Origin of the sequence: Methylobacterium sp. Leaf93 (assembly GCF_001422345.1) — a bacterium.
In the GTDB taxonomy this organism is placed as follows: domain Bacteria; phylum Pseudomonadota; class Alphaproteobacteria; order Rhizobiales; family Beijerinckiaceae; genus Methylobacterium; species Methylobacterium bullatum.
In genome coordinates, this window is sequence record NZ_LMMS01000009.1 from 1 (window position 1) to 22,779 (window position 22,779).

At 63.3% G+C, this 22,779-nt stretch carries 17 protein-coding genes and 1 pseudogene; 10 read left to right on the forward strand and 8 right to left on the reverse strand.

The window, feature by feature from the left end; translation table 11 throughout:
* Positions 1-207: pseudogene (locus ASF26_RS21925) on the reverse strand (oxalate/formate MFS antiporter); the annotation flags it as partial.
* Between the two features lie 581 nt (positions 208-788).
* On the opposite strand from ASF26_RS21925, the gene ASF26_RS07870 reads away from it, so the two are divergent.
* The 4 genes from ASF26_RS07870 to ASF26_RS23080 all read left to right on the forward strand — a co-directional run bounded on the left by ASF26_RS07870 (position 789) and on the right by ASF26_RS23080 (position 4,070).
* The gene (locus ASF26_RS07870) at positions 789-1,211 is read left to right on the forward strand and encodes a CBS domain-containing protein (RefSeq protein WP_056251860.1); all 423 of its coding nucleotides are present in this window, start codon (positions 789-791) and stop codon (positions 1,209-1,211) included.
* Between the two features lie 263 nt (positions 1,212-1,474).
* Positions 1,475-1,813 carry a hypothetical protein gene (locus ASF26_RS07875; RefSeq protein WP_244475872.1) on the forward strand — a complete coding sequence of 113 codons (339 nt, stop codon included), beginning with the start codon at positions 1,475-1,477 and terminating at the stop codon, positions 1,811-1,813.
* A 74-nt stretch (positions 1,814-1,887) separates the two neighbouring features.
* A complete protein-coding gene (locus tag ASF26_RS07880) occupies positions 1,888-3,714 on the forward strand; it encodes a zeta toxin family protein (protein ID WP_056251863.1) in 1,827 nt (608 codons plus the stop codon).
* Positions 3,715-3,908: 194 nt separating this feature from the next.
* Positions 3,909-4,070, forward strand: coding sequence for a hypothetical protein (locus tag ASF26_RS23080; RefSeq protein ID WP_018044761.1), 162 nt, complete (start codon positions 3,909-3,911; stop codon positions 4,068-4,070).
* A 132-nt stretch (positions 4,071-4,202) separates the two neighbouring features.
* On the opposite strand, the gene frc is transcribed toward ASF26_RS23080, so the two are convergent.
* Positions 4,203-5,477: a formyl-CoA transferase gene (gene frc, locus ASF26_RS07885; protein WP_056251866.1), complete on the reverse strand. Its 1,275-nt coding sequence runs from the start codon at positions 5,475-5,477 to the stop codon at positions 4,203-4,205.
* A 90-nt stretch (positions 5,478-5,567) separates the two neighbouring features.
* Positions 5,568-7,307 carry an oxalyl-CoA decarboxylase gene (oxc, locus tag ASF26_RS07890; RefSeq protein ID WP_056251869.1) on the reverse strand — a complete coding sequence of 580 codons (1,740 nt, stop codon included), beginning with the start codon at positions 7,305-7,307 and terminating at the stop codon, positions 5,568-5,570.
* 659 nt (positions 7,308-7,966) lie between these two features.
* Here oxc and ASF26_RS07895 point away from each other — a divergent pair.
* Positions 7,967-8,659, forward strand: coding sequence for a GntR family transcriptional regulator (locus ASF26_RS07895; protein WP_026176100.1), 693 nt, complete (start codon positions 7,967-7,969; stop codon positions 8,657-8,659).
* A 416-nt stretch (positions 8,660-9,075) separates the two neighbouring features.
* Positions 9,076-9,813: a transcriptional repressor LexA gene (lexA, locus tag ASF26_RS07900; protein ID WP_056251872.1), complete on the forward strand. Its 738-nt coding sequence runs from the start codon at positions 9,076-9,078 to the stop codon at positions 9,811-9,813.
* Here the strand turns inward: lexA and ASF26_RS07905 are convergent.
* Complete coding sequence (locus ASF26_RS07905) at positions 9,807-12,068, reverse strand: ComEC/Rec2 family competence protein (protein WP_056251874.1); 2,262 nt, start codon at positions 12,066-12,068, stop codon at positions 9,807-9,809. The genes lexA and ASF26_RS07905 overlap by 7 nt on opposite strands.
* Positions 12,069-12,246: 178 nt before the next feature.
* Between ASF26_RS07905 and gltX the strand changes: the two genes are divergently transcribed.
* Together gltX and gltA are read left to right on the forward strand one after the other, a co-directional pair.
* A complete protein-coding gene (gene gltX / locus ASF26_RS07910) occupies positions 12,247-13,674 on the forward strand; it encodes a glutamate--tRNA ligase (RefSeq protein WP_056251877.1) in 1,428 nt (475 codons plus the stop codon).
* 229 nt (positions 13,675-13,903) lie between these two features.
* Complete coding sequence (gene gltA, locus ASF26_RS07915; protein ID WP_056251880.1) at positions 13,904-15,193, forward strand: citrate synthase; 1,290 nt, start codon at positions 13,904-13,906, stop codon at positions 15,191-15,193.
* Between the two features lie 254 nt (positions 15,194-15,447).
* On the opposite strand, the gene rpsD is transcribed toward gltA, so the two are convergent.
* The gene (gene rpsD, locus ASF26_RS07920; RefSeq protein ID WP_018044769.1) at positions 15,448-16,065 is read right to left on the reverse strand and encodes a 30S ribosomal protein S4; all 618 of its coding nucleotides are present in this window, start codon (positions 16,063-16,065) and stop codon (positions 15,448-15,450) included.
* A 204-nt stretch (positions 16,066-16,269) separates the two neighbouring features.
* Entirely contained in the window at positions 16,270-17,148 is an 879-nt protein-coding gene (murI, locus tag ASF26_RS07925) for a glutamate racemase (RefSeq protein WP_056251884.1), read from the reverse strand.
* Between the two features lie 195 nt (positions 17,149-17,343).
* Between murI and egtB the strand changes: the two genes are divergently transcribed.
* Together egtB and egtD are read left to right on the forward strand one after the other, a co-directional pair.
* Positions 17,344-18,618, forward strand: a complete 1,275-nt coding sequence (gene egtB, locus ASF26_RS07930; protein WP_056251980.1) for an ergothioneine biosynthesis protein EgtB — start codon at positions 17,344-17,346, stop codon at positions 18,616-18,618.
* 59 nt (positions 18,619-18,677) lie between these two features.
* A complete protein-coding gene (egtD, locus tag ASF26_RS07935) occupies positions 18,678-19,652 on the forward strand; it encodes an L-histidine N(alpha)-methyltransferase (RefSeq protein WP_056251984.1) in 975 nt (324 codons plus the stop codon).
* A 3-nt stretch (positions 19,653-19,655) separates the two neighbouring features.
* Here egtD and ASF26_RS07940 read toward each other — a convergent pair whose 3' ends face one another.
* Both ASF26_RS07940 and clpA read right to left on the reverse strand, forming a co-directional pair.
* Positions 19,656-19,931, reverse strand: a complete 276-nt coding sequence (locus tag ASF26_RS07940; RefSeq protein ID WP_056251986.1) for a hypothetical protein — start codon at positions 19,929-19,931, stop codon at positions 19,656-19,658.
* A gap of 336 nt (positions 19,932-20,267) precedes the next feature.
* The gene (gene clpA / locus ASF26_RS07945; protein ID WP_056251887.1) at positions 20,268-22,757 is read right to left on the reverse strand and encodes an ATP-dependent Clp protease ATP-binding subunit ClpA; all 2,490 of its coding nucleotides are present in this window, start codon (positions 22,755-22,757) and stop codon (positions 20,268-20,270) included.
* Positions 22,758-22,779: the final 22 nt, after the last annotated feature.

The window sequence follows — 22,779 nt, forward strand, 5'->3', positions numbered from 1 at the left end:
CAGCCAGGTCTCGAACAGCACGAACAGGGTGAAGGCCCACTGGATCGCCGCCCGGTCGAAGCCGAACTTCTTCTGGATGTCGGGGACGAAGAACGTCCAGCCGTATTGTAGGTTGGCGATCATCACCATGCAGATCACGCCGATCACCAGCTGACCCCAGCGGTATCCATCGGATACTCGCCCGGTCGTTGTTTCCGCCCTCGTCATCGCGTCCTCCACGTTGTTCTATTGTGCATCATTCGAGGCATTGGAGCCGGTTGACCGGCATCTGATCCTGGAGAAAGCCGGCCATTGGCGCTGCCGACATTCTGGTATGTGGAATACCAGCCTCTCTCGGACGTGTCGGCTCGTCAAGAGCGAGATACAGAAAAATCGATTCCGCAACGCAGCAAACAGGGATTATTTTCAAGATATCATCAAATCGGACAAAGTTCGATGTGAGCCATGCAATAGAAACAACACTAATGGTCGAACACCAACTCGCCATGCTCGTTCGTTCATATTACGTTACACGCGAACGGAAACCGCCTGGATCTCAAATCGGAGACAGGCAGACACGTCATTAGCTGGAAACGAAGATACGTGCGGTGGGTCCATCCGTACGCCTGGATCCTGCCCCTGGGGATTCCCCACGCCACGGTTCTCAGGCGCCACCCATCGATGGAATCGAGGGTGGCGCTCTTCCCGGTCCAGGCACCGGCACAATAGTTCTATTTCTTTCATTGACAATAGGTATTCTGCATACCAGAGTCTTCCTCCAACAAGCGATCCATGAGGGAGGCGACGCCATGGAAGCCAGCCAGTGGACCGGCAATGGCGCGGCCCGACTCCAGTATATCCGCATGGATCGGTCGGTGAGGGACGCATTGCGGTTGCTGCGCAGTCCTGGAGTCGAGGCCCTCGTCGTGATCGACGGTGATCGTCCGACAGATGGAGCCATCATCGGGATCGTCACCGAGCGTGAGATCTTCCGCGCCATGGGGGCGCGCGGTCTCGAAGCGCTGGACAACCTCGTTTGGATGCTGGCGAAAGAGGATTTCACCTCCGTCGACGTCGGAATGTCCCGGGCCGACAGGCTGAAGCAGTTCTGCGCCCACAAAACCGATCATCTCGCGGTGACGGATGGTTTCGTCCTCACAGAGGTCCAGAGCATCTGGAACTGCGTCGATGAGATGTCCGCAGGCGGTGGACCGGCCGAGGCCGGAGCATGAACGCGTATTCAGTGCCGGGATCGTAACCAACCCACAATTGTAGCCCCTGGTGCCGCAGACTAGGTTATGCGCAATCGATCTTCGTATTGTAGTATTGCAGCGCAAAACAAACGTATCGCAACCGCAGGACAAGATATCCTGCGCATGATCATTGACCCACACCCGTTTTGCATTCAAAATTTATCCAAGGTGCCCAGGCATTTCGGCCTTCGAACGAGGCGCGATTCAGACTGGGTATCGAGGCAGGGAGACGCTACGAGATCGTGCCGGTCGGCAACAGACCGGCCCTGCGCATCTCGTGGACAACAGGGTTAGCAGCGATGCGTTACTTGGCCATTCTTGAATGTCCCGTCATCTTCGGTGGTGAATCTCCCAATGGGATGACCAGCATGGACATGTGTCCCTCGGCGGGCATCACACGCGGTCTTATCAGCCGACATGTAAAAGTGATCGATTCCAGGGTCATCGCCGTCTGTATCTGGCAGAGCGAGTTCTGCGCCAAGCTGTTCTTCGACGCGGATTGGTACGAGAAGGCGGGAGTCCTCTGGGGGGACCGCTATCAACTGCGTCTCGAGGCCATTGACGAGGCAGCTGTCGCGTAAGTTCAGGCGAGCTGGATTTCTTGACGACGACGCCCGACCGCCAGCGAAGGTGCTGAATCTCGGAGCGGTCGGTCATGTCCATCCCGGAGAGCAGAATCGCGGATCTGGCTGAGCCAAGGTCACGGGAAGAAGACGGCCCTTGGAATCCGGGTCTCGAATCGAACCTGCCCAGGGCGTTCCTCGCCCTGGAGACGATCCACCGGCCCGACAATGTCGAGACCACCCTCGCGGACGCTCGCGAGATGATGGACGTTAGCGGGCTTCCGCTGATGCAACTGGTCCGGTTCCGGGCAGAGCGCCTCGTCGTCCACGAAGTTCTCATCCGTGTCATGGCCGACCTGTCGGTTCCGGTCGGCCGGACCTATGGCGATCTCGGAGTGAATTTCCGCGCCATGGTCGGCACCATCCTGCGCGACGGAATCGCGTCCCATGAGGATGAGATCTCTGACCTGCTCGACCGCGTTCGAAGCGATGCGACGCAGGTCCTCGAGCGGGAACTTTCCGCGATGTTCCTGTCGAAAGGTCCGGAGAAACCGGTCAGGATACGGGCGTCCTTGTGGCAGACGATCCTCGGCTCGTCCGGACATGCAGGGTGCCGGGGGGTAACTCTCACACCGGAGCAGTCTGCACTCCTGCATCTCGACGCATGGCAAGCCCGATGTGCGGCAGCGCCTGAACCCATCGAGGCGGCGGCCTGCACGGCAATGCGTCAGGTGGTGACGAGTATCGTCAGCCGGCGCGGTTTCCTCATCCGCGACAAGGCGCTTCTCTCACGTCTCGCCTGCACGCTCGTTTCGAACCAATATGGCAGCAGCCGGATCGGACAGCTGATCGAGCCATGGGTTCGCGACGTCGTCGCCAGCCAGGGCTACCAGGTGCTGAAGGCCCAGGCCCGGCCGGTGGTCATGAACGTCAAGGGTGCCTCGGCATCGGGCAAGAGCACGATCCGGCCCTATCAGAGGGCGCTTGCCGGGCGGCTCGGCCTCGATGAATCGGATTTCGCGGTGATCACGCCGGACGTCTGGCGCAAGTTCCTGCTCGATTACGACAGCCTCGGTCCGGCGCGGCGCTATGCCGGGACCCTGACAGGGCGAGAGGTCGAGATCATCGATCGCAAGCTCGACCGGCATATGGCGGTGAAGGCTGCCGAAGGCCGCATTTCGCATCTGCTGATCGACCGGTTTCGTTTCGACAGCTTCACCGTCGATGCCGGCGCCGAGAGCGGCAGCCAGCTCCTGACCCGCTTCGGTCACAGCGTCTACATGCAGTTCATGATCACGCCGCCGGAGGCTACGGTGGAGCGGGCTTGGAAGCGCGGCGAACAGTTCGGCCGCTACAAGGCGGTGGAGGATCTGCTCGCCCACAATGTCGAAGCCTATACCGGCATGCCGCGCCTGTTTTTCACCTGGGCCTTGAGAACGGACAAGCAGGTCCATTTCGAGTTTCTCGACAACAGCGTGCCGGAGGGTGAGCGGCCGAGAACGATTGCCTTCGGCATCAACGGCGCGATGACCATCCTCGACCTGAAATTCATCTTCGACATCGATCGGTACCGCAAGATCGATATCTCCGCGCGGTCGGCCGAGGAGGTCTATGCAGCCGCCGGCTCGATGGAAGCTCAACAGAACATGAGCTTCCTGCGCGATTGCGTGCGCCGGATGACGACGATCCGATTCGCCGATCACGGAACGGGGCGGGTCTATGCGCGGCTCGAAAGCGGCCGCCTATCCCATCTCTCCGCGGACGCCGTCTCACGCGCGGCCGAGGACCCTGACGTGCAGGCGGCCTTGGTCCTCATGGGCGTAGCGGACCATTGTCCGGCCATCGCGGAACCAGGAGAATGGCTTCGACCGGAGGACACCCACACGCTGGGCCGGTGGGGCGACGCGGCCAGGTCCTGACTGTCGGCCGGCGAATGCCTCTCAGTCCCGCGATCACATGAAAAAGTGGCTTTGGCGGATGCGCCCGACGCCGGCTCCCGGCTGCAACCAATTTCAGCATGCGTCCGAGACATGCTTGGTCGAAGGAATGTGATATATCAGTTTGCGTCGCACCATGGCATCACGATGTTGCAACGCGCCATCGGGAGCCCACCATGCTCGTCACTATCTTCGCCGCCGTTCTCTGCATGATCGCTCTTCAGGTCGTTCTCGTGGTGAAAGCCGCCGATCTCCTGTCGGTGCGCCCCGACAAGACCGGTTCCGAGAGCCGCGGTTACGTGGGCGGTTCGGCCGGGCGATTCACCGGCATCGCCTGATCGACCACCCGTGGACGAAAGAGCGCGGCATCGGGCCCGAGGCCGACACCGCGCTGAGTTGGGAGGAGTTTCACGTCGTGCGCGCGAGCCAGGATGTTGAGACAGCCGGCTCGCGCTTCGTTCAGGAGCGGATCATTCGGCGGCGATCCTCTGGACTGCGCCGATCGCCCCTGATTCCGAGATCTTGAGCCGGTCGTTCTCGGAATAGCCGAGGACGTCGCGCAGGATCTCGTCCGTATGCTCGCCCAGCAGGGGCGAGCGCTTGACCTCGACCTGACTCGCCGAAAGTCGGATCGGGTTTCCTACGGTCAAGTATTTCCCGCGCTCCGGATGGTCGACCTCGACCACGGTGCCGGATTTTCGCAGCGACTCGTCCTCCGCGATCTCCTTCATCGAAAGGATCGGGCCGCAGGGGACGTGCAGCGCGTTGAGCGTTTCCATCGCCTCGAACTTGGTCTTCGACATCGTCCAGGCTTCGACCCGCGTGAAGATTTCGTTCAGATGCGGCAGGCGCGCTTTCGGCGTCGCGTAATCGGGATGGGTCTTCCAGGTCGGCTCGCCGATGACGTCGCAGATCGGCTCCCAGACCGCGCCTTGTGCTATGAAGTAGATGTAGGCGTTGGGATCGGTCTCCCATCCCTTGCACTTCAGGATGCGACCCGGCTGGCCGCCACCGGAATCGTTACCCGCGCGCGGCACGGAATCGCCGAAACCGATCCCCTCCCCGTACTGGCTGTATTCCTCGAGCGGCCCGCGCTCCAGCCGCTGCTGGTCGCGCAGCTTGACCCGGCAGAGGTTGAGGACGCCATCCTGCATGGCGCAATCGACCTTCTGGCCAAGGCCCGAATGGGTCCGCTGGTAAAGCGCCGTGACGATGCCGAGGGCCAGATGAAGGCCGGTGCCGGAATCTCCGATCTGAGCGCCGGACACCATCGGGATATCGGTGCGGAACCCCGTGGTGGAGGCGGCACCTCCCACGCATTGGGCGACGTTCTCATAGACCTTGCAATTCTCGTAGGCGCCCGGTCCGAACCCCTTCACCGAGGCGAGGATCATGCGCGGGTTGGCTTCATGAATCGCCTCCCAGGTCAGGCCCATCCGGGCGAGAGCGCCCGGCGCGAAGTTCTCCACGAGAACGTCGCACTCTTTCACCATACGCCACATCACCTCGATCCCCTTGGGGTTCTTGGTGTCGAGGGTGATGGACCGCTTGTTGTGATTCAGCATCGTGAAATAGAGGCTGTCCACATCGGGAATGTCTTGGAGCTGCTGGCGTGTCGCGTCGCCAACGCCCGGACGCTCGACCTTGATCACGTCCGCGCCGAACCAGGCCAGGAGCTGGGTACAGGTCGGGCCGGATTGGACATGGGTGAAGTCGAGGATCTTCACGCCTTCGAGGGCATTCATGGGGCTCTTCCGCGTTGAAGGGCGTTCGGCGGATTGGGCGCCGACCGCCCCTGCGTCGCTGACGCGGGAGCGGCCGGAGGGACCGACGGCCTACTTCTTCTTTTTCACTGCGCTCTGCGGGTTGAGGCTGCCGATATTGCCGCTCTCGGTGCCGGCCTGGGGGTCGATGACCGCGTTGATGAGGGTCGGGCGACCCGAATCCATGGCTGCGTTGACGGCCTGGGAAAGCTCGTCCGGCGTCGTCGCGTTGACGCCCACGCCGCCGAAGGCCTCCATCATTTTGTCGTAACGGGAATCCTGGACGAAGACGGTCGTTCCTGGATCGCGGCCGGTCGGGTCCGTATCGGTGCCGCGATAGATGCCGTTGTTGTTGAACACGACGATGCAGACCGGCAGGTTGTACCGGCAGATGGTTTCCACCTCCATGCCGGAGAAGCCGAAGGCGCTATCGCCCTCGACGGCGAGGACGGGCTTGCCCGTTTCCACGGCGGCGGCGATGGCGAAACCCATGCCGATGCCCATGATGCCCCAGGTGCCGACATCGAGTCGCTTGCGCGGCTGGTACATGTCGATGATGCCACGCGCCAGATCGAGGGTATTGGCGCCCTCGTTGACGAGGATCGCGTCCGGCCGCTCGGCGATGATGGTCTTCAGCGCACCGAGCGCGCCGTGGAAGTCCATCGGCGTGGAGTTCTTGCGCAGCTTCGACGCCATCTTGGCAAGATTCTCCTCCTTCTTGGCGGAGATGGCATCGGTCCAGGATGTCGGCGGCGCGTGCCAGTCGCCCTTCATGCCGTCGAGGAGCGCGGTCACGCAGGAGCCGATATCGCCGACGATGGGGGCAACGATCTCGACATTGGAGTCCATCTCTTTCGGCTCGATGTCGATCTGGATGAACTTCTTCGAGCCGGGGGCGCCCCAGGTCTTGCCCTTGCCGTGGGAGAGCAGCCAGTTGAGGCGCGCGCCCACCAGCAGCACGACATCGGCCTCCTTGAGGACGAGCGACCGGGCGGCACCGGCCGATTGCGGATGGGTGTCGGGCAGGAGGCCCTTGGCCATGCTCATCGGCACATAGGGGATGCCACTGGTCTCCACGAGAGCCCGGACCTCGTCGTCGGCCTGCGCATAGGCCGCGCCCTTTCCAAGAACGATGAGGGGGCGTTTGGCGCTCTTCAGGACATCGAGTGCGCGCTTGATCGCGGAGGGGGCCGGCAGCTGCGCCGGGGCCGCATCGATGACCTTGACCAGGGATTTGGCGCCGGCCTCTGCCTCCATCACCTGGCTGAATAGTTTGGCGGGAAGGTCGAGATAGACGCCGCCTGGGCGGCCGGACACGGCCGCGCGGATGGCACGGGCGACGGCGATGCCGATATCGGCGGCGTGAAGCACGCGGAAGGCCGCCTTGCACAGCGGCTTGGCGATGGCAAGCTGATCCATCTCCTCGTAATCGCCCTGCTGCAGGTCGACGATCTCGCGCTCGGACGAGCCGGAGATGAGGATCATCGGGAAGCAATTGGTGGTGGCGTTGGCGAGCGCCGTCAGACCGTTGAGGAAGCCGGGGGCGGAAACCGTGAGACAGATACCGGGCTTCTTCGTGAGGAAGCCCGCTATGGCGGCCGCATTGCCGGCATGCTGCTCATGGCGGAAGGAGATGACACGCATGCCCGCCGCCTGGGCGAGACGACCGAGATCGGTGATCGGAATGCCGGGCACACCGTAGATCGTATGAATATCGTTGAGCTTCAACGCATCGATGACGAGATGAAAGCCATCGGTGAGCTCAGGCTCTGCCGAAACGTCGACATCAATTCTCTGGGCCAAAGCGGACATCGTGTTCTCTCCCTGATTCTTCGCTCTTTTGTTATGATTTGCGACCCGCTGGGCAGGCGGGCCGACGAGGTGACGTCCCCATCGCGAGGCGAGGGCGTCCGCGACCACAGGTCTCGGCGAACCTGTATTTTTCTTAAGTCAGACCGAAAAAATTATGACCTCTTCAAGCAAACAGCTCATGCTGACCTTGTAGGCTCTACCGGCGCTTTTCGAACCAACCATCACGGCGCATCTCGATTTATAATGCATATTTCTCTGTCGACGATGTGCTGGGATACCACCGCCAACCCGCTGGAAGCATCGTCCGGACCTCGCTCTTACCGGTCTGCGAGCCGGTCATATCCCCCCGATCTGCTGATAGTTGGTGGCATACCAAATACCAACTGTCAAACAGTTTTGCAGGATCTTGCCGGTTTGGCCGCGCTTCAGCGAGCGTACGGCGCCGAAACGAACGGGAGGATGGCGAGCGCCGCATGACCGCGGCCTCAGCGACCGAATGCATGTCCTCCAGATTGCTTGGACAAGAGGTGTTCCTATTCTTGCGCTGAAGGATTTCTTTGACCCGAAGCGTTCCTTGTATTTCGAACGCGGGTTTGGCATGCTTCACACCAAGTGTGCTCGACCCTGTGTGCGAGTTGAAATCATTCTAGGTGTTAAAAATGGTTAAGACGGATACGTTTCAAGTAAAACCCATCGTGGCGACTTCGAGCTTGCGTGCATTGGCCTACGACGCGCTCAAGGAGGCAATTACGAATATGAACATCTATAATCAGCGCGAGGAGGTGAGGCTCGACGAGAGGAAGCTGTCTCTCAACCTGGGAGTGAGCCGCACCCCGGTGCGCGAAGCGCTGACGGTACTCGAGCAGGAAGGTTTCGTACGGTTCGAGGCCCGGCGCGGCGTCTTCGTGATAAAGAAGTCGAAGAAGGAGATCGTCAGCATGATCCAGGCTTGGTCGGCCCTGGAGAGCATGGCCGCTCGCCTCGCCTGCGAGCGAGCCACAGACGAGCAGTTGCACTGCCTGCGCGAGCATTTCCCGGAGTTTTACGAGGGTCGTCCGTCGGATCATCTCGACGAGTATTCGGAAGCCAATATCCGCTTCCATCAGAAGATCATTTCGCTGGGCCAGTGCGATGTGATCAAGGACATCACGAGCAATCTCCTCATGCATGTTCGCGGAATCCGCAACACGGCCATGCGCCAGGGCGACCGCGCCGCCAACTCGATCAAGGAACACGTGGCGATCATCAAGGCGCTCGAGGCGCGCGATGCGGAACTGGCCGAACGCCTCGTGCGCGAGCACGGCCTCGGGCTCGCTAGCCATGTGGAGAAGTACGGCGACTATCTCGACTGAACGGCATCGTCGCCGGTTTTTGGTCGCTGCGACCATCGAGGTCGGCGAATGAGCCAGGACATCCGGCTCCGGTCGGATTGAGGGTGCTGTATCGGCTCGCCGGTCCGTCGCTGCGGTCGAGCCGGATTCCCGATTCTCAGGCGAAGCCGGCAACCGGTGGCACCGTCTCTATTGAACGACCACGCCGGGGCGAACAGCCCTCGGGATCGGATGGTGTCGGGATCGAACGAACTTGCGAGGTGCGAACCGGCAGCCGAGTTCCGGTGCCGGGATGGCGGCGAATTTCAGCCGAGGAACAAACTCTACCATCGCGTTAACGGAACCCTTGCAGAACACTTCCAGAACGTCTACCGTGTTCGTGTTTTGTTTCGGCGGCGTTAGTCGCGGCCATTGGCTTCGGTGGAAGAGTGATCTGTATGTTGACGCGTAAGCAGCTGGATCTTCTCCAATTCATTCAGCAGAGAATGCAGGAGAGTGGCGTCCCGCCGTCGTTCGACGAGATGAAGGACGCACTCGATCTCAAGTCGAAATCGGGCATCCACCGGCTGATCACGGCCCTCGAAGAGCGTGGGTTCCTGCGGCGCCTGCCGAATAGGGCCAGGGCGATCGAGGTGATCCGGATGCCCGAAAGCCTGACCGGCGCCCCCGCGCCGAAGCCGGCTCCCGCTGGCGAAGTCCGCCGTTTTACGCCCAGCGTCGTCGAAGGCGGACGGTCCAAAGCGACGCCATCCATGCGCCAGCCCACGACCCAGGCTCAGGACGAGACCGGCCGGGCCATCACCATCCCAGTCATGGGCCGGATCGCGGCCGGTACGCCGATCTCGGCGATCCAGAATCAAAGTCACTCGGTCACGCTGTCTCCCGACTTCCTGTCGGGGGGCGAGCATTATGCTCTTGAGGTGCGCGGCGATTCGATGATCGAAGCGGGTATTCTCGACGGCGATCTGGTGGTGATCAAGAAGCAGGACACCGCGAATACGGGGGACATCATCGTGGCCCTCATCGACGATGAGGAAGCCACTCTGAAACGCCTGCGTCGTCGCGGTTCCTCCATCGCCCTGGAGGCCGCCAACCCCGCCTATGAGACGAGGGTGCTGGGTCCCGACCGCGTACAGATCCAGGGTCGCCTGGTCAGCCTCGTCCGCCGCTACTGAGGCCGATCCGAGGGCGTGTCCGGCAATAGGTCGCCTTCGTCTATCTCGGGATCCGATGGTTTCGCGATCTCGGCCGGTGTAGAGGGCACAGGCGAGGCATCACCCATGGCCCGTCGCCATGGAGCCCCGACGTTCGGTACGCGTGCCGATGTCGCGACAGGACCGTCCGGCCCGAAGCGAACGGCAGTCGCCCCCCGCTCCGCCAGGAACGCCCGATCGACGATGAGGCCGGCGCGGCATCCTTTGGGAGCGTCGCGGCGGGCTATGATGATGTTTGCCCTCTCACAATCCTCTGCAAAGGCCCGCTTGTCCTTGACGAGCGCCACGATGCGCCGCGTCTCCGTCCCTGCGGTGCAGCCGACCGTATCGCAACGGCTTTTCGTGGAGGCAGATATGGCACCGGCCTTCCGAGAATCGCCGTCCGCCTTGAGCCATTGTTCGAGGACGAACGCGGGCGGGTTTCCGAGGATGGCCAGTCGGCCGTCAAGGTCGCGCAGGGCCGCGCCCCCACCCTCCCGATCGATGTAGAGGTCGTAGCGCGGTGGTGTGGCGGCGAGGGCGACGCCGAGAGCGGCCGGAGCGAGTCCGATCCAGCGCAGCCCCGACACGGGGAGCGTCAGCAGGAGCAGGGCGAGGGCCAGCAGGCAGAGGGCCGTGCTGCCATAGGCCGGAACGACGAGGGTGGCGTGGCCAAACCCGCTGATCCACCCGGAGATCGTGAGCATCCCCCGTACCGCGAACCCCATGGCCCACCAGACCGGCTGATCGAGGGCAAAGGGATAGACGAGGATTCCGAGCACCGCCGCCGGCATCACCGCCAGAGATACGAGGGGCAAGGTCAGGGCGTTGCCGACGATGCCGAACGGCTGGACAGTCTGGAAATGATAGGTCGCGAACGGCGCCGTCGCGATCTGGGCCACCATGGTCGTCGCCAAGGTGCCAAGGACCGCGACGGCGAGGAACCGCCATGCGCGCCCCACTAGGCTATCGCCTTCGCGTGGCGGCATCCAACGATTGAGCGTGCCAGCGCAGGCGATGAGGCCGGCCACCGCGCCGAAAGACATTTGGAAGCTCGGGCCGAGAAGTCCGTCGGGCTCGCGCGCGAGGGCGATCAGCGCGGCCAGGGCGAGGTTGCGCATGCTGAGCGCCGGACGATCCACGAGGATCGCGCCCAGCATCACGAGGGTCATGATGAGCGACCGCTCGGCGGCGATGTCCCAGCCCGAGAAGACGCAATAGGCGGTGACGCCGACCATGGCGAAACCGGCGGCGATCTTCTTGATCGGCCAGATGAGGGCGAGGCCCGGGACGAGGGCGAGGAGCGCGCGAACGAGCCAGAACACCACTCCGGCAGCGAGTACCATGTGGAGCCCAGAAATCGAGACCACGTGGTAGATCCCCGCCGCGCGCAGGACATCGTTGGTCTCGGCATTGATAAGGCCGCGCTTACCCGTTACCAGGGCCGCGGCCACCGCGCCGGCCTGCCCGCCATTGGCATCGGTGATCCGCCGGGTCAGCGCGTTGCGCGCATCGTCTACGGCAGCGGCGAGCGAGACCTGCCAGGGCAAGGGTCTCGGCGGAGGCTTCACCTCGATCTTGCCCACGAGGGAGCCGACGGCGCCGATCCCGCGAAAGTAGGCATCGCGCGCGAAATCGTATCCGCCGGGCCGGGCCGCCTCGGGCGGGGGCAGGAGCCGCGCCGTCGCCGAGATGTAATCGCCGGGCTTCAGGGTGAGCGCCTTTTTGTAGGACACGCGAACCCGCGTCGGCCGGCGATCCGGCGTCAGGGTGCCGAAACTCTCCACGAGGACGATGAGCCGCGCACCGACCTCCCGCTCGTCGAGGGCTTCCACGAGGCCGGTGAGCGGCGCGATGGTCGTCCGGGCCAGGACGGGCGCCGCCACGATCCGCAGGCGCAACACAGCGGCCGAGAAGCCGAGGAAGGACGCGGCGAGCCCGAGAACCAGAGCGAGGGCGACAGGCCTGGAGCCGAGGAACGGTACGGCGGCCGAGAGGGCGAGCGCCACGAGGAGCGGTGCCGCCAGCGATGGCTCGCCGTTGGTGGCGGTGAAACAGACGAGAATGCCGAGGCCGAATGCGACGGCGAGCCACGGAAACAGGCGGCGCTGTTCGAATTCCTCCGCGAGCCCGCCGGCGAACCAGCGTTTTGCCGCCTCTACCATAGTCGACGGGGATCGCAGACGGGCCAGGCCCGCAAACGTCGCGCCCTTTGCTCGCGCGCTGGCCTGGGCCATCTGCCGCTGCGTCTCCCTCAGGACTCACCCTTTTGGAGAGAGCCCGCACGAGCGGAACCGCCTCCGCCTCGCGACTCGGCGCCACGTTTTCTTAACGTCACAGCAAACGCATGCTACATGCGCCGATCCGGGCCGGTCGATCCGCCCTCCCACCTTCACGCACAAGTTTAGCCGCCCGATGTCGTCACCCGTCGTTACGCGTTTTGCCCCCTCCCCCACGGGGTACCTGCATATCGGGGGAGCGCGCACGGCGCTCTTCAACTGGCTCTATGCCCGCCATTTCGGCGGTCGCATGCTGCTGAGGATCGAGGATACCGACCGGGAGCGCTCCACCCAGGGCGCCATCGACGCGATCCTCGAGGGGTTGCGTTGGCTCGGCCTGGATTGGGACGGAGACGTCGTCTACCAGTTCGCCCGCGCGGATCGGCACCGCCAGGTCGCGGAAAGCCTGCTCGCCTCGGGCAACGCCTATCATTGCTACGCGACGCCGGACGAGCTCACCGCCATGCGCGAGGCCGCCCGTGCCGAAGGACGGCCCATGCGTTACGATGGTCGCTGGCGCGACCGCGATCCGGTCGAGGCGCCGGCCGGCGTGAAGCCCGTGATCCGCCTGCGCGCTCCGTCCGACGGCGAAACGGTGGTGAAGGATCAGGTCCAGGGCCGCGTCACCTGGGCCAACAAGGATCTCGACGATCTCGTCCTGCTCCGCTCCGACGGTAATCCCACCTACATGCTCGCCGTCGTCGTCGACGATCACGACATGGGCGTGACCCATGTGATCCGCGGCGACGACCACCTCACCAACGCTGCCCGGCAGGGGCAGATCTACGACGCGCTCGGCTGGTCCGCGCCGATCATGGCGCATATCCCGCTGATCCACGGGGCTGACGGCGCCAAACTGTCGAAGCGTCACGGGGCACTCGGCGTCGACGCCTATCGCGACCTCGGCTACCTGCCCGCAGCCTTGCGCAACTATCTCGTCCGCCTGGGCTGGAGCCATGGCGATCAGGAGGTGTTCTCGACCGAGGAGATGATTGCCGCCTTCGACCTGAAGTCGATCGGTCGCTCGGCTGCCCGATTCGATTTCGCGAAGCTCGAGAATCTCAACGGGCTCTACATTCGCGGGGCGGACGATGCCGTGCTGATCGATGCGATCGAGATGATCCTTCCGGCGCTCGCTGCCGATCGCGGATTACCCACCGCTTTGTCGCCCGAGCTTCGGGCCAAGCTCGGCATGGCGATGCCTGGTCTCAAGGAGCGCGCCAAGACCCTCGTGGAGCTCCTCGACAGCGCCTATTACCTCACCGCCTCGCGCCCCCTCGGGCTCGACGACAAGGCGAAGGCACTCTTGAGCGAGGAAGCTCGCCAGCGTCTCGCGGCGATCCTTCCGGCCCTCGCCGACCTGCCGGAATGGAACGCGGCCAGCACGGAGGGCGCGGTACGCCGCTTCGCCGAGGAAAACGCGCTCAAACTCGGCCTGATCGCCCAGCCCTTGCGGGCTGCGCTCACCGGGCGCGCCACCTCTCCGCCGGTCTTCGACGTCATGGCCGTGCTCGGACGCGAGGAGTGTCTGGGGCGCCTCGGAGATCAGGCATCCCCGACCTGATCACCGACGCTCGACGAGTGACAGATCGGCCCGGTTTTCGCTTGCGCGGCGGAGTGGCGAGGGGGATCGGTTGTAGGCGGTGTGCCGATCCGCTAACCCGATAGGTGTGTGAGCACCTGCAGCAAAAGCCTGTTCGTGCGCGCCGGGTCGAAGTGGCGGATGTCGCCATGCGGGCCGGCGCTACCCTCTGCCAAGGTCTGCCTTCTGCCAAGAAAGGGTCCACGTCTCCATGAGCGCCACCAGCACGATCTCCGTGGGCGACAACCAAGTCGATCTTCCGATCAAGACCGGTACGATCGGACCCGACGTCATCGACATCGGCAAGCTCCACGCCAAGACCGGCATGTTCACCTTCGATCCCGGGTTCACCTCCACCGCCTCCTGCGAATCGAAGATCACCTATATCGACGGCGACGCCGGCGTCCTCCTGTATCGCGGCTATCCGATCGAGCAGATCGCCGAACAGGGCGACTTCCTCGAGACGTGCTACCTGATGCTGTTCGGCGAATTGCCGACGCCCGCCCAGAAGGCGGATTTCGACTATCGGGTCACGCGCCACACCATGGTGCATGACCAGATGAACCGCTTCTTCCAGGGATTCCGCCGCGACGCCCACCCGATGGCGATCATGGTCGCCTGCGTCGGTGCGCTGTCGGCATTCTACCACGACTCGACCGACATCTCGGACGACAAGCAGCGCATGATCGCCAGCCTGCGCATGATCGCCAAGATGCCGACGCTCGCGGCGATGGCCTACAAGTATTCCATCGGTCAGCCGTTCGTCTATCCGAAGAACGACCTCGATTACACTTCGAATTTCCTTCGGATGTGCTTCGCGGTGCCGTGCGAGGAATTCGTCGTCAACCCGATCTATGCGCGCGCATTGGACCGGATCTTCATCCTACACGCCGATCACGAGCAGAACGCTTCGACCTCCACCGTGCGTCTGGCCGGCTCGTCGGGCGCCAACCCCTTCGCCTGTATCGCCGCCGGCATCGCCTGCCTGTGGGGGCCTGCGCATGGCGGCGCCAACGAGGCGGCGCTAAAAATGCTGGAAGAGATCGGTACGCCCGACAACGTGGCGAAATACGTCGCCAAGGCGAAGGACAAGAACGACCCGTTCCGTCTGATGGGCTTCGGTCACCGCGTCTACAAGAACTACGATCCGCGCGCCCGCATCATGCAAAAGACGACGCATGAGGTCCTCAGCCAGCTTGGCATCAAGGACGATCCGCTGCTCGAAGTCGCTGTTCAACTCGAGCAGATCGCACTGAAGGACGAGTACTTCATCGAGAAGAAGCTCTACCCGAACATCGATTTCTATTCCGGCATCACCCTCAAGGCGATGGGCTTCCCGACTTCGATGTTCACGGTGCTCTTTGCGCTCGCCCGCACCACCGGCTGGATCGCCCAGTGGGCCGAGATGATCGAGGATCCTTCGCAGAAGATCGGCCGCCCGCGCCAGCTCTACATCGGCCCGGAGAAGCGCGAATACGTGCCCATCGGCCAGCGAGGCTGATACTTGGGTTCAGACTCTCTGCCGTATCCGGTCTCGGTTTCCGAGAGCGAACTTCAGGCTGCGAGTTGATCGTCCGTTAGAAGAGTTACCGAAGGCGGGGTGGCCAGATAGGCTGTCCCGCCTGTCTTGTGCCCCTCCCCGCACCGCAGGCCGCCAGCGGAGCGCAACCTGCCCCCGTTCCAAAAGGCAGCGTGCAAAACAAAAAGGCCGCCCTCTCGGGCGGCCTTTCTTGTCTCGGCAATGATCCGATGAGATCAGCGCGAATAGAACTCGATCACTAGGTTCGGTTCCATCTGGACCGGGTAGGGAACTTCGCTGAGACTCGGCACGCGGGTGACGCGAGCGGTCATCTTGGCGTGATCCACCTCGATGTAGTCCGGCACGTCACGCTCGGCGAGTTGCGAGGCGACGACGACGATCTCGAGCTGCTTCGACGAATCCTTCACCTCGATCACGTCGCCCGGCTTCACGAGGAAGCTAGCAATGTTCACGCGACGGCCATTCACCTTGACGTGGCCGTGGTTCACGAACTGGCGTGCAGCGAACGGGGTCGGCACGAACTTGGCGCGATACACCACGGCGTCGAGGCGACGCTCCAACAGGCCGATCAGGTTCTCGCTGGAGTCGCCGCGCAGGCGGATCGCCTCGGCGTAGTAGCGGCGGAACTGCTTCTCGGTGATGTTGGCGTAGTAGCCCTTGAGCTTCTGCTTGGCGCGCAGCTGCGTGCCGAAATCGGACATCTTGCCCTTGCGGCGCTGGCCATGCTGGCCGGGGCCGTACTCGCGGCGATTGACGGGGCTCTTCGGGCGGCCCCAGATGTTCTGGCCCATACGGCGATCGAGCTTGTGCTTCGCCTGAATACGTTTTGACATCGCGGTTCCTCTCAGCGAGTGAGATTGATAGAGGAACGCGCCCTCCTCTTTCCGAAGCGGCCTAAGGCCGAAGCGGAACGACAGAGCGGACATTGCCACTCACGGGTGCGCTTGAAAAAGCCGCGGGGCCCCTCTCGGAGCCCCGTAACTGAGCGCTGCATAGGCGAGAGAGGCCTGGAGGTCAATGCCGAGGCGGCAACGCATCTATTGCAGAGCGAGCGGCATCATCTCCACGACGACGTCGCCGACGCCCCTGGCATCGAGTGAGCGACGCAGGGAGGCTGTCGCGCCCGCCCCGCTGGTGAAGGCCGTCAGCCCCGGAGGGATGTCGTCCAGGGGCTTGCGCCGGGATGGACCGAGAAGCTGCGTGACCCGACGGGCAATGGCCGGGGCCGGATCGATCCAGGTCACCTCCCAGGGGGCGAGGCGCTGGAATCGCGTGAGCAGCAGGGGATAATGGGTGCAGGCGAGGCAGACCACGTCCGTACGTCGTCCGTCTTTGCTCTCGACGAAACATGGGGCGATCTCGGCGGCGATCAACGCCTCGTCGACCGCGTGCCCCGCGAGTTCGGCCTCGGCATAGGCCGCCAGATTCGGCGATCCGACGAGGGTAACCACACAAGCGCCCGCATAGGTCTCGATGAGGTCGTGAGTATAGGGCCGCGCCACCGTGCCAGGCGTCGCAAGGAGGCTGATCCTGCGCGAGCGTGTCGCTTCCGCCGCCGGCTTGATCGGCGGCACGACGCCGACGAACGGTGTCGAGAAGCGCGCCCGGAGCGCAGGCAGCACCAGGGTCGACGCCGTGTTGCAGGCGATCACGACGAGATCGGGCGCGTGACGTAGGAGAAGCCTCTCCATCACCACCAGGACGCGGGCGACGAGGATGGATTCCGATAGACGCCCGTAGGGAAAGGCGGCGTCATCGGCGGCATAGACGTAACGCGCGTCGGGCCGGGCGCGCCTCACCTGTTCGAGAACGGTGAGGCCGCCAAGCCCGGAATCGAACACGAGAATGGTTGGGGTCGGCCGGATTTCAGCCGCCAGGGCCGCCGTCATCACTCCTGCCATCAGATCGATCCGCATACGAGCCTTGCCTGGACACTGTGCGTGAATGGAGGAGTGTCGGGCCGGCAGGGTTAAGGCCGTGTCACTGAGGCATGAAAAAGGCCCGGCATTTTTCGCCCATGTACGCCGCGTCGATGGGCGCGGGCGAACGGCCGTTGCCGAATGGCGGCGGAGCCATATTTCCGCATCATGGATGCGAGTGGAGTGATCGACATGGCAGCGACAGCGGCAATCCGCGAGACCTCGCATCGTCAGACGGAAAGCGCGGCGTTCCCGCCGCCAAACGTCTCGGAAAGGCCGGTGGATCGCGCGGCCTGGGTTAGGGCCTTCCGCGCCGTGCGTGACGAGACAGAGCGCCGCGCCGCGCCGCTATCCCCGGAGGACCAGCAGATCCAGTCCATGGCCGATGCCAGCCCGACGAAGTGGCACCGGGCGCATACTACGTGGTTCTTCGAGCAGTTCCTCCTGCGCGATCATGTCTCCGGCTTTCGCATCTATGACGAGCGGCTGCACTACCTCTTCAATTCCTATTACGTGGCGGCCGGTCCCCGGCAGCCGCGGATTATGCGCGGCCTCATCACTCGCCCGACCGCCGATGAGGTCGCCGGATACCGTGCCCATGTGGACCGGGCGGTGGAAAGCCTCCTGTCCGACGCTACCGACGCGACACTCGACGTGGTGCTGCCGATCCTGGAGATCGGCCTCTATCATGAGCAGCAGCACCAGGAATTGCTGCTGACCGACATCCTCCATGCCTTCGCGCAAAACCCTTTGAGCCCCGTCTACGATGCCGGATGGCGCTTTCCCCGGCCGGTATCGCGGGGTGGAGCCGCTGAACTCCAGGGTGGGGTGACGAAAGTCGGGCATGAGGGCGACGGCTTCTCATTCGACAACGAGTCGCCGCGACATGATACGCTGATCCTGCCGTGTCGGATCGACAAGGGCCTTGTCACCAACGAGCAGTGGCTCGCCTTCATCGAGGATGAAGGCTACGCGCGTCCCGAACTCTGGCTCTCCGACGGCTGGCTCGCGGTACAGGCGGAAGGCTGGGAGGCACCCGGCTACTGGCAGCGCAACGATGCGGGGCAATGGTCGAGCATGACCCTCGCGGGTCGGGCGGGCATCGATCCAACCCTTCCCGTCACCCATGTCAGCTATTTCGAGGCTGATGCCTATGCCCGGTGGGCGGGACGCGACCTGCCCACGGAATTCGAATGGGAGATCGCTGCCAAGGAAGGGCTTATCGACGACGCCTTCGGCCTCGTCTGGCAATGGACCCGCTCGGCCTATTTGTCCTACCCGGGCTATCGGCCGGTGCCCGGCGCGCTCGGCGAATACAACGGCAAGTTCATGTCTAACCAATTCGTTCTGCGCGGTTCCTCGGTGGCAACATCGGAAGGACATGCCCGCATCGGCTATCGCAACTTCTTCTATCCGCACCAGCGCTGGCAGTTCACGGGGCTGCGGCTGTCGAACTATCGCGACTGATCTCCGTTTCCCTCTCCCGCGAAACCTTACGTCCTTCGGCGTTCCTCGGAGACTTGCCCGTGACCATCAATCCCGTCTTCACGGACGCCACCCCCCTGTCCACCGTAAGCCCGGAAGAACAATTCCGGGACGACGTCTTGGTCGGACTGACGGCAGCACAGAAATTCATTCCCGCTAAATATTTCTACGACGAAATCGGCTCGGATTTGTTTGAAGCGATCACCCGGCAGCCGGAATATTATCCGACCCGAACCGAGATCGGCATTCTCGATGAATCAGGGCCGGACATCGCCTCGCTTCTTCCCTCGCACGCAAACTTAGTGGAATTCGGCAGCGGCTCGACGGTGAAAGTCCGGCGGCTCCTTGCCCATCTCACCGATCTGGCTGCCTACGTGCCCGTAGACGTTTCGGAGGGCTTCCTGCGGAGCGAGGCCGAAACCCTGTCCCGTGACTTCCCCCATTTGTCGATCCGGCCGGTCGCCGCGGATTTCACTCGGCCCTTCACCCTCCCCGACGGGCTTTCCGACGGCGCGGTGGCAGGGTTCTTCCCAGGCTCGACCATCGGTAATTTCGAGCCGCCCCAGGCAGCCCATCTCCTCGCACATTTCGGGCGAGTGCTCGGGCGCGGAGCGTCCCTCATCGTCGGCGTCGATCTCGTGAAAGACAAGGCCGTGCTGGATGCGGCCTATGACGACGCAGCAGGAGTGACGGCGAGGTTCAACCTCAACCTGCTTCATCGGATCAACCGAGAACTCGGCGCCGATTTCGACCTGTCGGCCTTCGCCCACCGGGCATATTTCGCCCCGGAGGCTTCACGGATCGAAATGCATCTCGTGAGTCTACGTGCCCAAGACGTATCGCTCGCGGGTCGCAACTTCAGCTTCTCGGAAGGTGAGACGATCCATACCGAGAACAGCTACAAATACACGATCGACAGTTTCCGCGACCTCGCCGGAGAGGCGGGATGGACCGTGGCGAGGAGCTGGACCGACGGCCAGCGCCTATTCTCGGTACACGCCCTGACGCGCGGATAAGGGTCAAGCCTTCTTCTCGAGCATCTGTTTGACCTGCATCAGCTGGTCCCAGACCGTTCCGGGAGTCGTGCCAAGCACGTCGAAACCGGCGCTGATCCCCCAGTAAATCCCATAGCAGATGATCGGAACGAGGATCCAACCAAGGATTTCCTCGCCCCGGCGCCGGCGCATACGTCGGCGTCGGCGTTCTTCTCGCCGTGTCAATTTCTGCGGACGGGCAGCGACCTGGGTGCCCTGGCTGGAAAGCGGCGTCAGGGGCCCCTCTTGCAGATCGCTCATGGATACTACCCTGTTGTCGCGAGTGGGTATGACGATCATACGCTCGATGTTCCTCGCAACGGTCTGAACCGTCGCCGGACACCTGAACCCGTCATATCGCTTGGCGAGCCCCCTCGCAGGATTGATGACCGGACGGGCGCCTATGCACCCATTCGAACGCGGTTGCTAGCGGTCGATCCTGCGTATGTCGACCATAGGACCGGCGTTTTCGTGGCTCGATACGAAGCCTCGCTCAGCCTGCCCCAGCGGTCAGATCCATTTGCGCATCACATAATGCAGATGGGGCGCGACCTCCCTTGCGGAAGACGCGCCCCATCGAACCGACGACTGGCGGGGTCAGGCTCGGACGAGAGGAACCTTCGGAACGGTCCGGACACCGCCCGAACCACCTGAACCGCCCTTGTCGTCCTTCTTCGTCTCGTCCTTCTTCCGCGGAGCGGCCTTGGCCCTGCTACGCTTGCGCTTGTTGCCACCGGCATTGGTGACGTCTTTCTCCGGCTTCGGCGTGACCGGACCGGCCGGGAACTCGAAGGCCAGCGCGTCTTTCTGCGCCAGCGCCACCCCGTCCTCGGCCTTCTTCAGCACCACCCGAACGGCGCCGCCATCCTTGAGGCGTCCGAACAGTACCTCATCGGCGAGCGGTGTCTTGATCGTGGTCTGGATCAGGCGTGCCATAGGCCGGGCGCCCATCGCCTCGTCGTAGCCGTTTTCGGTCAGCCACTCGCGCGCCTCGTCCGAGAGTTCGATGGTCACGTTGCGATCGGCGAGCTGGGCCTCGAGCTGCAGCACGAACTTGTCGACGACCTTGGCCACCACGTCCTTCGGCAGATGTCCAAACGAGATGATCGAGTCGAGGCGGTTCCGGAATTCCGGCGCGAAGAGCTTGTTGATCGCCTCCACGTCGTCTCCCGTCCGCTTGGACTGAGTGAAGCCGTAGGCCGACTTCGCCATGTCCGATGCGCCCGCATTCGTCGTCATGATGATGATGACGTTGCGGAAATCCACCTGCTTGCCGTTGTGGTCGGTGAGCTTGCCGTGATCCATCACCTGCAACAGGATGTTGAACAGGTCGGGATGAGCCTTCTCGATCTCGTCCAGCAACAGCACGCAATGCGGATGCTGGTCGATCCCGTCGGTGAGCAACCCGCCCTGGTCAAAGCCGACATAGCCGGGCGGAGCGCCGATGAGACGGCTGACCGTGTGGCGCTCCATATATTCCGACATGTCGAAACGGATCATCTCGATGCCGAGCGACGAGGCGAGTTGCTTGGCCGCTTCCGTCTTGCCGACACCGGTGGGTCCGGCGAACAGGTACGAGCCGATCGGCTTGTCCGGATCGCGCAAGCCGGCGCGCGCCAGCTTGATCGCCGAGGTGAGGGCTTCGATGGCATCCGTCTGCCCGTAGACCACGCGCTTCAGGTTCTCGGTGAGGTTCTTGAGAACCGCCGCATCGTCCTTCGAGACGGTCTTTGCCGGGATTCGAGCCATCGTCGCGATGGTCGCTTCGATTTCCTTCACGCCGATCGTCCGCTTGCGGCGGGCTTCTGGCACAAGCATCTGCGACGCGCCGGTCTCGTCGATCACGTCGATCGCCTTATCCGGCAACTTGCGGTCGTTGATGTAGCGCGCGGACAGCTCGACGGCGGCTTTCACGGCCTCCGTCGTGTACTTGAGTTTGTGGAACTCCTCGAAATAGGGCTTGAGGCCCTTCACGATCTCGATCGCATCGGGAATTGACGGCTCGTTGACATCGATCTTCTGGAAGCGCCGCACCAGGGCGCGATCCTTCTCGAAATACTGACGGTACTCTTTGTAGGTGGTCGAGCCGATGCAGCGAAGCGAGCCGTTAGCCAAAGCGGGCTTGAGCAAGTTGGATGCATCCATCGCGCCGCCCGAAGTGGCGCCCGCGCCGATGACGGTGTGGATCTCGTCAATGAAGAGCACCGCGTTCGGATGCGCCTCGATCTCCTTCATCACCTGCTTCAGGCGTTCCTCGAAATCGCCGCGATAACGCGTGCCCGCAAGCAGGGTGCCCATGTCGAGGGAGAACACCGTGGCGTCGATTAGAACTTCCGGCACTTCCTTGTTGATGATCTTGCGTGCCAGTCCCTCGGCGATGGCGGTCTTGCCGACGCCAGGGTCGCCCACGAGGAGCGGGTTGTTCTTCTGGCGGCGGCACAGGATCTGGATCGTGCGCTGCACCTCGCTCTCACGACCGATCAGCGGATCGATCCGTCCATCGCGGGCCTTCTTGTTGAGATTGACGCAATAGGCCTCGAGGGCGTCCCCCTTCTTCTTAGTGCGGTTCTCGGACTCCTCGCCGCTCGGACGCTCGGTGGAAGGCTCCTCCTCCGCGCCACGGACGGGCTTCGGCTCGGACGCGCCAGGACGCTTGGCGATGCCATGGCTGATGTAGTTGACCGCGTCGTAGCGGGTCATGTCCTGCTCCTGCAGGAAATAGGCGGCATGGCTCTCGCGCTCGGCGAAGATCGCCACGAGTACGTTCGCCCCGGTCACCTCTTCCCGGCCGGATGATTGCACGTGAATGACCGCGCGCTGGATCACCCGCTGGAAGCCCGCCGTCGGCTTGGCATCCTGACGCCCGTCGCCGATCAGGTTGGCGAGTTCGGTGTCCACATACTCGACCAGGCTGCGTTTCAGCGTGTCGACCTCGACGTTGCAGGCACGCATGACGGCCGCGGCGTCCTGATCATCCACCAGGGCGAGGAGCAGGTGCTCCAGCGTCGCATATTCGTGCCGGCGCTCGCCGGCGAGCGCCAGGGCGCGGTGGAGAGCTTGTTCTAGGCTGCGAGAGAAGCTGGGCAAAAGCGGGTCCTCGTGTGAAGTG

Coding starts and splice junctions, on each gene's coding strand:
- frc (WP_056251866.1), bottom strand. CDS start 5,477: ATGAATGCCCTCGAAGGCGTGAAGATCCTCGACTTCACCCATGTCCAA.
- gltX (WP_056251877.1), top strand. CDS start 12,247: ATGTCGTCACCCGTCGTTACGCGTTTTGCCCCCTCCCCCACGGGGTAC.
- ASF26_RS07940 (WP_056251986.1), bottom strand. CDS start 19,931: ATGAGCGATCTGCAAGAGGGGCCCCTGACGCCGCTTTCCAGCCAGGGC.
- gltA (WP_056251880.1), top strand. CDS start 13,904: ATGAGCGCCACCAGCACGATCTCCGTGGGCGACAACCAAGTCGATCTT.
- lexA (WP_056251872.1), top strand. CDS start 9,076: ATGTTGACGCGTAAGCAGCTGGATCTTCTCCAATTCATTCAGCAGAGA.
- murI (WP_056251884.1), bottom strand. CDS start 17,148: ATGCGGATCGATCTGATGGCAGGAGTGATGACGGCGGCCCTGGCGGCT.
- oxc (WP_056251869.1), bottom strand. CDS start 7,307: ATGTCCGCTTTGGCCCAGAGAATTGATGTCGACGTTTCGGCAGAGCCT.
- ASF26_RS07905 (WP_056251874.1), bottom strand. CDS start 12,068: ATGGCCCAGGCCAGCGCGCGAGCAAAGGGCGCGACGTTTGCGGGCCTG.
- ASF26_RS07880 (WP_056251863.1), top strand. CDS start 1,888: ATGTCCATCCCGGAGAGCAGAATCGCGGATCTGGCTGAGCCAAGGTCA.
- ASF26_RS07870 (WP_056251860.1), top strand. CDS start 789: ATGGAAGCCAGCCAGTGGACCGGCAATGGCGCGGCCCGACTCCAGTAT.
- egtB (WP_056251980.1), top strand. CDS start 17,344: ATGGCAGCGACAGCGGCAATCCGCGAGACCTCGCATCGTCAGACGGAA.
- ASF26_RS23080 (WP_018044761.1), top strand. CDS start 3,909: ATGCTCGTCACTATCTTCGCCGCCGTTCTCTGCATGATCGCTCTTCAG.
- ASF26_RS07895 (WP_026176100.1), top strand. CDS start 7,967: ATGGTTAAGACGGATACGTTTCAAGTAAAACCCATCGTGGCGACTTCG.
- rpsD (WP_018044769.1), bottom strand. CDS start 16,065: ATGTCAAAACGTATTCAGGCGAAGCACAAGCTCGATCGCCGTATGGGC.